The organism is Intrasporangium chromatireducens Q5-1 (assembly GCF_000576575.1).
In the GTDB taxonomy this organism is placed as follows: domain Bacteria; phylum Actinomycetota; class Actinomycetes; order Actinomycetales; family Dermatophilaceae; genus Intrasporangium_A; species Intrasporangium_A chromatireducens.
The window spans coordinates 1-10,761 of record NZ_AWQS01000136.1 but is presented as its reverse complement, the minus strand read 5'-3'; the positions used below and the strand labels follow the sequence as shown (position 1 = coordinate 10,761).

General features: G+C 70.9%; 10 protein-coding genes. 8 read left to right on the top strand and 2 right to left on the bottom strand.

The window, feature by feature from the left end; genetic code table 11:
• Window positions 1-1,218 (top strand): cupin domain-containing protein (locus tag N864_RS14660; RefSeq protein WP_034718250.1); only part of this gene is annotated, 1,218 nt, incomplete at its 5' end.
• A gap of 119 nt (window positions 1,219-1,337) precedes the next feature.
• Here the strand turns inward: N864_RS14660 and N864_RS14655 are convergent.
• On the bottom strand, window positions 1,338-2,114 hold the full coding sequence (locus N864_RS14655; protein WP_034718246.1) for a helical backbone metal receptor: 777 nt from the start codon (window positions 2,112-2,114) through the stop codon (window positions 1,338-1,340).
• Window positions 2,115-2,183: 69 nt separating this feature from the next.
• Window positions 2,184-5,435: a fused isobutyryl-CoA mutase/GTPase IcmF gene (gene icmF, locus N864_RS14650; RefSeq protein ID WP_034718241.1), complete on the bottom strand. Its 3,252-nt coding sequence runs from the start codon at window positions 5,433-5,435 to the stop codon at window positions 2,184-2,186.
• A gap of 91 nt (window positions 5,436-5,526) precedes the next feature.
• Here icmF and N864_RS14645 point away from each other — a divergent pair, with 91 nt between their 5' ends.
• The 7 genes from N864_RS14645 to N864_RS23730 all read left to right on the top strand — a co-directional run bounded on the left by N864_RS14645 (window position 5,527) and on the right by N864_RS23730 (window position 10,425).
• Window positions 5,527-6,057, top strand: a complete 531-nt coding sequence (locus N864_RS14645; protein WP_051518612.1) for a MarR family winged helix-turn-helix transcriptional regulator — start codon at window positions 5,527-5,529, stop codon at window positions 6,055-6,057.
• A gap of 69 nt (window positions 6,058-6,126) precedes the next feature.
• Window positions 6,127-6,669, top strand: a complete 543-nt coding sequence (locus N864_RS14640; protein WP_051518611.1) for a phosphatase PAP2 family protein — start codon at window positions 6,127-6,129, stop codon at window positions 6,667-6,669.
• A 115-nt stretch (window positions 6,670-6,784) separates the two neighbouring features.
• The gene (locus tag N864_RS14635) at window positions 6,785-7,030 is read left to right on the top strand and encodes a hypothetical protein (RefSeq protein WP_034718238.1); all 246 of its coding nucleotides are present in this window, start codon (window positions 6,785-6,787) and stop codon (window positions 7,028-7,030) included.
• Window positions 7,031-7,032: 2 nt separating this feature from the next.
• On the top strand, window positions 7,033-7,269 hold the full coding sequence (locus N864_RS14630; RefSeq protein WP_034718234.1) for a DUF2249 domain-containing protein: 237 nt from the start codon (window positions 7,033-7,035) through the stop codon (window positions 7,267-7,269).
• Window positions 7,270-7,416: 147 nt separating this feature from the next.
• Window positions 7,417-8,664 carry a metal-dependent hydrolase family protein gene (locus N864_RS14625; RefSeq protein ID WP_034718230.1) on the top strand — a complete coding sequence of 416 codons (1,248 nt, stop codon included), beginning with the start codon at window positions 7,417-7,419 and terminating at the stop codon, window positions 8,662-8,664.
• A gap of 1 nt (window position 8,665) precedes the next feature.
• Window positions 8,666-9,730 carry a YihY/virulence factor BrkB family protein gene (locus tag N864_RS14620; protein WP_051518610.1) on the top strand — a complete coding sequence of 355 codons (1,065 nt, stop codon included), beginning with the start codon at window positions 8,666-8,668 and terminating at the stop codon, window positions 9,728-9,730.
• Window positions 9,727-10,425, top strand: a complete 699-nt coding sequence (locus tag N864_RS23730; protein ID WP_051518609.1) for an alpha/beta fold hydrolase — start codon at window positions 9,727-9,729, stop codon at window positions 10,423-10,425. The genes N864_RS14620 and N864_RS23730 overlap by 4 nt, the downstream gene beginning before the upstream one ends.
• The last annotated feature ends 336 nt before the right edge of the window (window positions 10,426-10,761 follow it).

Below are 10,761 nucleotides of genomic sequence, written 5' to 3'. Positions count from 1 at the left end.
CCCGCGACACGTCGCGGGCACCCGGCTCTCTCGGCACTCGTCTCGGTCCCGGTCGAGGAGTTCTCGCAGCGCTACTGGGGCAGCGAGCCGCTCGTCTCCACGTCGGACGAGCTGACCGGCGACCCGACCGGCCTGCTCGCCGCGGCCGCCGTCGACGAGCTCGTCTCCCGCCGCGCGCTGCGGACCCCCTTCCTCCGGGTCGCCAAGGAGGGCCGCACCCTCGGGGACGCCGAGTTCACCCAGGGCGGCGGGGTCGGCGCGGAGATCGCCGACCAGGTCAGTGACGACAAACTGCTGCGGCTCTTCGGAGCCGGAGCCACCATCGTCCTGCAGGGTCTGCACCGGACGTGGCGCCCGGTCATCGCGTTCTCCCAGGACCTGTCCGAGGAGCTGCGGCACCCGGTCCAGGTCAACGCCTATGTGACCCCGAGCCAGAGCCGGGGATTCGACGACCACTACGACGTGCACGACGTCTTCGTCCTGCAGACGGTCGGCGAGAAACGGTGGCGGCTGCACCCGCCGGTCCACGCGTCGCCGCTGAGGGACCAGCCGTGGACGGGCCACCAGAGGCACGTCGAGGCGGCTGCACGGGAGGAGCCCTCGCACGAGTTCACCCTGCGCCCCGGCGACTGCCTCTATCTGCCGCGGGGGTGGCTGCACTCCGCGACCGCCCTCGGCGGCGTGAGCGTCCACCTGACCATCGGGGTGCACGTGTGGACGCGTCGGCACCTCGCCGACGAGCTCGTGTCCCTCGCACTTCGCTCGGTCAGCACCGACCCGGACCTGCGCGCCTCCCTGCCGGTCGGCGTCGACCTCGGCTCCGTGTCCGACGTCGGCAAGGAAGTCGAGGTGGTGCGCGCCGCGCTCGTCGCCGCCCTCCAGTCCGCCCCGGCACAGCAGGTGGCCGCCGCCCTCGATGACCGGTGGCGCGGCGCCTCGCGGGCGGCGCCGATCGGGCCGCTCGCCCAGGTCGCGACCGCAGAGTTGCTCGTGCCGGAGACCCGGCTGCGGCTGCGTGAGCACCTCGCCGCACGTCTGGACCATCAGCAGGACGGGACCGTGCGGCTCGTCAGCCGCGCAGGGGTTTTCACCGCCTCCGGGGACGACGCCACAGCCGTGGCGGACCTGATGGCGGGTGGCTACCGCCGAGCCGATGTCATCGGAATGGACCTGGCCCGACGGCTGCTTCGTGCTGGTGTCGTCGTACCCGAGCCCTGACCTGGGTGCGCTACCCACCCCACGAGAAGTGGTGTCGATGCCCCGTGTCGTGGCCCGCAGGCGCCGGACGCCACGAGAAGTGGTCATGACGCCAGTTCTCGTGGCTCGGGCGTCCGGGCTCAGGGGGTCCGGCCCCCTGACAGCCGCACCAGGGAGGACAGGGCCTCCCGGGCACCGACCATCGCCGGCCCGTACCAGGTCAGCAACCGCCCGCTGCACAGCACCGGCCATGTCCGGGTGAACGCCTCCGGGCCGTCCCGCTCGGTGAAGACATACGGCTCGTCCGGAAGCAGGACCGCGTCGAGGTCGTCCCGGTCGAGCTCGGCCAGGTCGACGTGCGGATAGCGGTCCGAGTGGTCGCTGAAGACGTTGTCCCACCCGAGCCGGGCGACGAGGTCGCCGGTGTAGGTCGACGACCCGACCACCATCCACGGGTCGCGCCAGATCGCGATCGCGACTCGCGCCCTCGGCTGCGGGGCCGGGCCGGCCCACTCAGCCTCTGCGGCTGCGAGCCACCCCGGCACGCCGAGCCCCAGCGCCTCCACGAAGAGCCGTCGCATCGACGTCAGCGCCTGGGACACGGTCTCGATGTCGGTCACCCACACCGGGATCCCGGCCGCACGCAGCCGCTCGACGTCCAGCTGCCGGTTCTCCTCCTTGTTGGCCACCACCAGGTCGGGCCGTAGCTCCCTGATAGTCCTGAGGTTCGGGTTCTTCGTGCCGCGGACCCGTTGCACCGCAAGCCCTTCCGGGTGGGTGCACCAGTCGGTCGCGCCGACGAGGACCTCCGGGCAGGTCGCCGCGATCGCCTCGGTGAGGGACGGCACGAGCGACACGACCCGGCGTGGAGCGTGAGCCAGCTCAGCGGCATACCCCAAGTCGTCGAGAACACGCACAGCAACCACGCGGGCCTTTCGGGGGTACACGGGGGCTCGGGCCGCTCGCGGCCGTGAGCCCCCGTGGGTTCAGACGTTGCGGCGGTACTGGCCACCCACCTCGAAGAACGCCTCGGTGATCTGCTGGAGCGAGCAGACCCGCGCCGCGTCCATGAGGACGTCGAAGACGTTGCCGCCCTCGATCGCGACCTTCTTCAGCCCCTCGAGCGCCTGTGTCGCCTCCGCCTCGTGCTCCTTCTGGAAGGCGCGGACGCGGGCGAGCTGGGACTCCTTCTCCTGCTCCGTCGCGCGAGCCAGCTCGATGGTCTCGGACACGCCCGCCATGCCTTCACGAGGGTTGCGGAAAGTGTTGACCCCGATGATCGGCAGCGAGCCGTCGTGCTTGCGGTGCTCGTAGAGCATCGACTCGTCCTGGATCTTGCCGCGCTGGTAGCCGGTCTCCATCGCGCCGAGGACCCCGCCGCGCTCGGTGATCTTGTCGAACTCGCGCAGGACCTCCTCCTCGACGAGGTCGGTCAGCTCGTCGATGATGAACGAGCCCTGCAGCGGGTTCTCGTTCATGGCCAGGCCCCACTCGCGGTTGATGATCATCTGGATCGCGAGCGCGCGCCGCACCGACTCCTCGGTCGGTGTCGTCACCGCCTCGTCGAACGCGTTGGTGTGCAAGGAGTTTGCGTTGTCGTAGATCGCGCAGAGCGCCTGCAGCGTCGTGCGGATGTCGTTGAACTGCATCTCCTGCGCGTGCAGCGAACGCCCCGACGTCTGGACGTGGTACTTGAGCTTCTGGGACCGCTCGGCCGCGCCGTACTTCTCCTTCATCGCGATGGCCCAGATGCGGCGCGCGACCCGGCCGAGCACGTTGTACTCGGGGTCCATCCCGTTGCTGAAGAAGAACGACAGGTTCGGCGCGAAGTCGTCGATGCTCATGCCGCGCGCGAGGTAGCTCTCGACATAGGTGAACCCGTTGGCGAGCGTGAAGGCGAGCTGGCTGATGGGGTTGGCCCCCGCCTCGGCGATGTGGTAGCCGGAGATCGACACCGAGTAGAAGTTGCGCACCTTGTGCTCGATGAACCACTCCTGGATGTCGGCCATCATCTTGAGCGAGAACTCGGTGCTGAAGATGCAGGTGTTCTGGCCCTGGTCCTCCTTGAGGATGTCGGCCTGCACCGTGCCGCGCACGTTCGCGAGCGCATGCGCCCGTATGCCGCTCAGCTCGCTCTCGCTCGGCTCGCGGCCCTCGCGCTCGCGGAAGGCGTCGACCTGCTGGTCGATCGCGGTGTTGAGGAAGAAGGCGAGGATCGTCGGCGCCGGCCCGTTGATCGTCATCGAGACGCTCGTCGTCGGGGAGACGAGGTCGAAGCCGTCGTAGAGCGCCTTCATGTCGTCGAGCGTCGCGATGGAGACGCCGGAGGTGCCGACCTTGCCATAGACGTCGGGACGTGGGTCGGGGTCGCGCCCGTAGAGGGTGACCGAGTCGAACGCGGTCGACAGACGGGTCGCCGGCTGGCCCTCGGAGAGGAGCTTGAAGCGGCGGTTCGTCCGGAAGGGGTCGCCCTCCCCGGCGAACATCCGGGCCGGGTCCTCGCCCTCGCGCTTGAACGGGAACACTCCGGCCGTGAAGGGGTAGTAGCCGGGCAGGTTCTCCTTGCGCAGGAACGTGAGCAGCTCGCCGTGGTCGGTGAACCGGGGCAGCGCGACCCGGGGGATCTTGTTGCCCGACAAGGACTCCCGCGTCAGCTTGTTGACGATCTCCTTGTCGCGGATCCGCACGACCTGCTCATCGCCCGAGTAGGACTCGACGATGGCGGGCCAGTCCGCGAGCTGCTTGGCGACCGTGCCGGGCAGATCTCCTCGGGCCTGCTCGAGCAGCTCGCCCACGCTTGCGCTGTCGGAGCCGGCCTGCTCGAGCTCGCCCCGCACGGAGTCGAGCTGCTGCACCCGGCGCGCCTGAGCGGCATACTGCTGCGTCGTGGCGTGGTAGCCCCGGATCGTCTCGCTGATCTCGGCGAGGTAGCGCACGCGCGAGGCTGGCACGACGGTCGCGATGCGGGTTGACTTCTTCGTCGTGACCTGCGGGAGGACACCCTCCTGCACCGGCAGCCCCTTGTCGGCGAGCAGGTCACGGACGTGCTGGTAGAGGGCGGTGACCCCGTCGTCGTGGAAGGTCGCCGCCGACGTGCCGAAGACGGGCATGTCGTCGGGGCCCTTGCCGAACGCCTCGCGGTTGCGCACCATCTGGCGGCCCACGTCGCGCAGGGCGTCCTCGGCGCCACGCCGCTCGAACTTGTTGATCGCGACGACGTCGGCCTGGTCGAGCATGTCGATCTTCTCGAGCTGGCTGCTGGCGCCGAACTCGGGCGTCATGACGTAGAGCGAGACGTCGGAGTGGTCGACGATCGCGGCGTCACCCTGGCCGATGCCCGGCGTCTCGAGGATGACGAGGTCGTAGCCGGCCGACTTGACGATGTCGACGACCTGGTCGAGGTTGTCAGGGACCTGGCTGCGCCCGCGGGTCGCCATGGACCGGAAGAGGACCCGCTCGCCGTCGAGGGATGACATGCGGATGCGGTCGCCGAGCAGCGCTCCCCCACCCCGGCGGCGCGTCGGGTCGATGGCGATCACGGCGACCCGGAGCTTGTCCTGCTGGTCGAGACGCAGGCGACGCACCAGCTCGTCGGTGAGCGAGGACTTGCCGGAGCCGCCGGTGCCGGTGATGCCGAGGATCGGCACGGTCCGGCGGGCGGCCGCCTCACGGATGCCGCGGACGACGTCGTCCGGCAGCTCGCCCTCCTGGGCCCCGGTCATGGCCCGCGCGACGTGGGCGCGGTCGCCGGAGACGATGGCGGCGACGTCGGGGTGGCTGACCTCCCACGGGTCGAAGTCGCAGTCCTTGATGACGGAGTTGATCATGCCGACGAGGCCCATCCGCTGCCCGTCCTGAGGGCTGAAGATGGTGACGCCGGACTGGCGCAGCCGGGTGATCTCCTCGGGGACGATGACGCCGCCACCGCCGCCGACGACGCGGATGTGGTCCGCGCCGTTCTCCTTGAGCAGCTGGACGAGGTACTCGAAGTACTCGACGTGCCCGCCCTGGTAGGACGAGACGGCGATGCCCTGCACGTCCTCGTCGATCGCGGCGTCGACGACCTCCTGGACCGAGCGGTTGTGGCCGAGGTGGATCACCTCGGCACCCTGGCTCTGCATGATGCGCCGCATGATGTTGATCGACGCGTCGTGGCCGTCGAAGAGACTCGAGGCGGTCACGAGGCGGATGTGGTGCGTGGGCTCGTAGAGGGCCGGCTTCTCGGTCTGAGCGGACATGAAGCACTCCGGTGTCGCAGGGGGCCTGACGACAAAATACTAGGACTTCCTAATAATGGACGTCAACGCAAAGCGGACCTACGATGGCGGCATGACCGCCGAGACAGTGGGCACGCCGGCCCTCGCCGCGGCTCTCGACGCCGACCCCATCGCCACGGCCCGCGAGCAGTGGGTCGGCCACGGCTGGGCCGAGGCCGCGCCGGGCATGGCGGCCATCACCTCGCTGATGCGGGCACACCAGATCGCCCTCGCGCGGGTCGAGGCGACGCTGAAGCCCCTGGGGGTCAGCTTCGCCCGCTACGAGGTGCTCATGCTGCTCCGGTTCAGCAAGCGCGGCTCCCTGCCGATGAAGCTCATCGCCTCACGGCTGCAGGTGCACCCGACGAGCGTGACGAACGCCGTAGACCGCCTCGAGTCGGCGGGGCTCGTGACCCGCGAGGCGCATCCGGACGACCGCCGGGCCCTCATCATCACCCTGACTCCGGAAGGGCGCGCGACCGCGGAGAAGGCGACGGCCGCCCTCAACACCGAGGTTTTCGCCCAGCCCGGCCTCAGCACCCGCGACGTCGAGCAGCTCGTCGAGATCCTGGGTCGGATGCGCCACCGAGCCGGCGACTTCTGATCCGGCCCTGTCGCCGGGCTTGCGGCTCACTCCCAGCGCGCGCGCAGAAGCGCTTGGCAGGATCCGGGGGTGAACTCCGTGATCGTCGCCGTCGCCTCGTATGCCGTCTTCCTCGTCCCGCTCGCCGCCGCGGTGGTGTGGCTGCAGGTGCCCCGCACCCAGAAGCTGGCCCTCGCGGGTGTCGGTGTGCTGACGATCGTCCTCGCCGCCGTCGGCATCGAGCTCGCTGCGCTCGTCTGGACCGACCCGCGCCCGTTCGTCGTGGACGGTCACACACCACTCCTGCCGCACGCTGCGGACAACGGGTTCCCCTCGGACCACACGACGTTCGCGGCGGCGATCGCCGCAGCACTGTTCCCGTGGCGGCGCCGGCTGGCGGCCGGCCTGCTCGTCGTCGCAGCCGTCGTCGGAGCGGCCCGCGTGGCCGCACACGTCCACCACGTCCCGGACATCATCGGCGGGTTCCTCATCGGCGTCGCCGCGGCGGCAGTCGCGACCGTCGCGGTGCGCGCCCTCCTGCGCAACCGCGGCGGTCTCGGGGTCAAGGCACAGCGGCCCGCAGACCCGGCATGGGCGGACCGCACGGCCGCACACCCACACGCCGGGGGCTGACCCTCGGGCCCCGAGACGGGGGTCGACGACGCCGGGCACGAGAGCCGCTGCGCGTGGGGTACGCTGCTCGTGTTTAACACGGAATCATCCGTGTTAATTGCAGGACAGGAGACCCATGGGCACCCCGACGGACCTCGCGGTCGAGCAGGCCATCGTCGGCACGACCGACGTGCTCGTCAAGACGCTGCGAGCGCTCGGACAGGCCGGACACCCCGACACGGCGAGCCGGCTGGCCGCCAAGGCGTGGTGGGCCCTGCGCGAGACGCGACCCCGCGAGGCGGAGCGCGTCAACGGTGCCATGCACTTCCTGGCCCGGCTCCCCGCGGAGCCGGGCGCGCCAGCCCCCACCTCGAAGGAGTAGCCATGACCGCAGACCCCCAGCTGGACGTCCGGAGCGAGCCGCCGGCACGCCGCCACACCCTGATCCTCGACACCTACCACGGGCTGGAGCCGGGCGCCGGGTTCGAGCTCGTCAACGACCACGACCCGAAGCCGCTGTACTACCAGTTCGACGCCGAGTACAAGGACCAGTTCACCTGGGACTACCTCGAGGAGGGGCCCGAGGTGTGGCGGGTGCGCATCGGGCGCCCCGCAGCCTGACTCCGGACACCGCTCAGCCGGGCGGGGCTGGGCCACAAGAGAACCGAAGGGGTATGCCGCTGAGCGAGTCAGCGGCATACCCCTTCGTCCTCCTCCGGCGGGGTCAGCGCTCTGCGCGGACCCGGCAAGGAGGGCAGACTGGCTGTCATGACTGACTCGGTCGTCGTGTGCGGTGCCGTCTTCGATGGCGTCTCCGGTGAACTCGCCGGCCGCACCGAGCTGCGGGTGCACGACGGGGTCATCGCCGAGATGGGCCCCTCGGTGAGCCGCTCGGATGCCGAGGTCATCGACCTGTCCGACCGGACGGTCAGCCCCGGGTTCATCGACACCCACGTCCACCTCACCATGGACGCCGGTGCGCTCGCGATGCAGACGCTCGGGTCAACGGCCACCAAGGTGCTCACCGGCCTCTCCCTCGCGAACGAGTACCTGCGCCTCGGTTTCACGACGCTGCGCGACCTCGGCTGCATGGATCCGGAGTTCCCGACGGTCGACCTGCGCAACGCGATCGACCGTGGCCTCGTCACGGGCCCCCGGCTCGTCGTGGCGGCCCACATCCTCAGCTCCACCGGGGGGCATGGAGACCTCAGCGGGTTCTACCCGTCCCGGTGGGACCTGCCCGTGTCCGCCGTCGCAGACAGCATCGGCGAGATCCGCCGGCTCGTGCGCCGCGAGCACGCGCACGGGTCCGACTGGGTCAAGACGGTCAACGCCGGTGGCTACTTCAGCGTCGGGGACGACCCGGCGCGCACCTCGTGGCTCGACGAGGAGCTGGCCGCGCTCTGCGCAACAGCCGCCCAGCTGGGGATGCCGGTGGCCGTCCACACCGGGGCCGCGGACGCGTGTAAGCAGGCGATCCGTGCCGGCGTCCGCAGCCTGGAGCACGCCTACCTCATCGACGAGGAAGGCGCCGAGATGGCAACGGCCGCAGGGGTGTTCGTCGTCCCGACGATGCAGATGACGCAGGAGGACCTCGCCATGCTGCACGCCGGCACGCTGCCCGAGCAGGCCGTCTGGAAGTTCAGCCGGGACAGCGAGCAGATTCTCGAGTCACAGCGCGTCATCGCCGCGAGCGACGTGAAGGTCGCCTACGGGACCGACTGCGGGATGTTCCCGTTCAGCCACGGGATCCTCGAGTTCCAGGCCATGGTGGACGCAGGCTTGACCCCGCTGCGGGCCCTGCGGGCCGGGACGTCAGTGGCCGCCGAGCTGCTGGGACGCGACGACCTGGGTGTGCTGCGCGCGGGCGCGTCCGCCGACCTGGTCGCGATGCCGGGCAACCCGCTCGCCGACATCGCGGTCACCGCGGACGTCGACTTCGTCATGCGCGGCGGCACGGTCGTCCGGGCCGACGAGGCCAGTCGCGGTGGCGCCGCGGCCCGGGCCGAGGACTGACGTGGCCGTTCTCGAGGGGGTGGACCGGTTCCAGCGCCGGCATCCGGCGGCGAACTTCCCGCTCGCGGTCCTCTACAAGTACTTCGACGATTTCGGCCCGCACCTCGCCGCGCTCATCGCCTACTACGCCTTCGTGTCCCTGTTCCCCCTCCTGCTCCTCCTCGCGACCGTGCTGGGTTTCCTGCTGGCGGGTGACCCGGCGCTGCAGCAGAAGGTCCTGCACTCGACGCTGGCGCAGTTCCCGGTGGTCGGGACGCAGCTCGGCGACCCGAAGCGGCTCGGGGGCGGCACGACCGGCGTCGTCGTGGGCATCCTCGGCTCGCTCTACGGCGGCCTGGGGGTCGCCCAGGCCGTCCAGTACGCGATGAACACGGCCTGGCGCGTCCCCCGCAACAGCAGGCCGAACCCGTTCAAGGCCCGGGGTCGCAGCGTGGTCCTGCTCGCCACGGCCGGTCTGGCCGTGCTCGGCACGACGGCGCTGTCCGCCCTCGGCACGCCGGGAACGGGTCCCTTCGAGGCCGTCGGCAAGGGCGTCACGCTGGCCGGCGCCGTGCTGCTCAACGTCACCCTGTTCGTGTTCGTCTTCCGGTTCGCCACGACCCGCGACCTGTCCAGCCGTGACGTGCTCCCCGGGGCGATCGCCGCGGCCATCGCCTGGCAGCTCCTGCAGTCGTTCGGGGTCATCTACGTGTCCCGCGTCGTGAAGAACGCGAGCGCCACCAACGGCGTGTTCGCGGTCGTCCTCGGCATGCTGGCCTTCCTCTACCTCACTGCCGCCATGGTGGTGCTCTGTGTCGAGATCAACGTCGTGCGCACCGACCGGCTGCACCCGCGGTCCCTGCTCACGCCGTTCACCGACAACGTGCGGCTGACCCGCGCCGACCGGCGGTCGTACACGCGGCAGGCCCAGGCCGAGCGGAGCAAGGGCTTCGAAGAGGTGCACGTGTCCTTCGACGAACCGCCTCAGCAGGAGAGCGAACGGCCTCGGCAGGAGAGCGAACGGCCTCGGCAGGAGCAGGACGCCCCGGAGCCCGAGGGAGGCGGACCGTCGAACCGCTCGTCGTGATCGTGCCCGGCTTGGGGCTCACCCACTACCTGCGCCGCCTCGTGGACGAGCTTCGGCGCCACGGCTCCGTGGCGACCGTCCTCGACGTGCTGGGCGCCGCGACGAGGACGCGCGGCACGACGCCTGAGATTGGGGCGATAGCCAGCGCGTCGGCGAGGTGGGTGCGGGAGCGGGCGACCGAGCAGGCTCCGGGTCGTCGTCTCGTCCTGGTGGGCCACTCGACCGGCGCGCAGGCCGCCCTGCGAGCCGCGTTGCAGATCCAGCGCTTCCGCCAGGACGCATCGGTCGTGCTCGCCGGGCCGACGTTCGCGCCGGAACAACGCACCCTTCCCTCGCTCATGCTGCGCCTGCCGCGCGCGTATCGGCACGATCCACCGTCCGAGCTCGCCCCGACGGAGCTGTTGCGGGCGGGCCCTCGTGACCTGCTGTCCCTCGTCCGGTCCGGCCAGCGCGACAAGCCGGAGGTGGCGGTGCGCGACCTGCGGCTGCCGCTGACCCTGACCGCCGGCGTGCACGACGCCCTCGCACCGCGCCAGTGGCTCGAGTTGCTGCGCGCCAACGCGAGCGTCTCGCCGCGATGCCGCGTCGTCGAGCTCGGCGGCTCGCACAACAACCCGTGGACGCACCCGGCGCAGTTGGCCGCGCTCATCCTCACGGCGGGTGATGGTCCGTCCCCACCGGAGCCGCTGCGGTGACAACCGAGCCGCGCGCCCCAGAGGCGGCCCCATCCGGGAGCCACCCCGAGACGGGCTGGCTCTGCCGCGCGCGGAGGGCAACGTGGGCTGGGGGCCGGCTCAGCGTCATACCGCCCAATGGAACTCAGCGGTACACCGCCCAATCGGTATGCCGCTCAGCTGAGCTCGCGCGGCAGCGCGGGCCCGCTCAGGCTGCGATCGCTGACTCCACGAGGCTCCAGAGAACGCCACCACCCAGTCCGAGGGCGAGGCTGAGCGCGCCGGCCATGGCGGCCACGCCGACCGAGGTTCTCCCGGCTGGTTCCTGCGCCTGCGGGCTGCCGCCGGCCGCGCCGG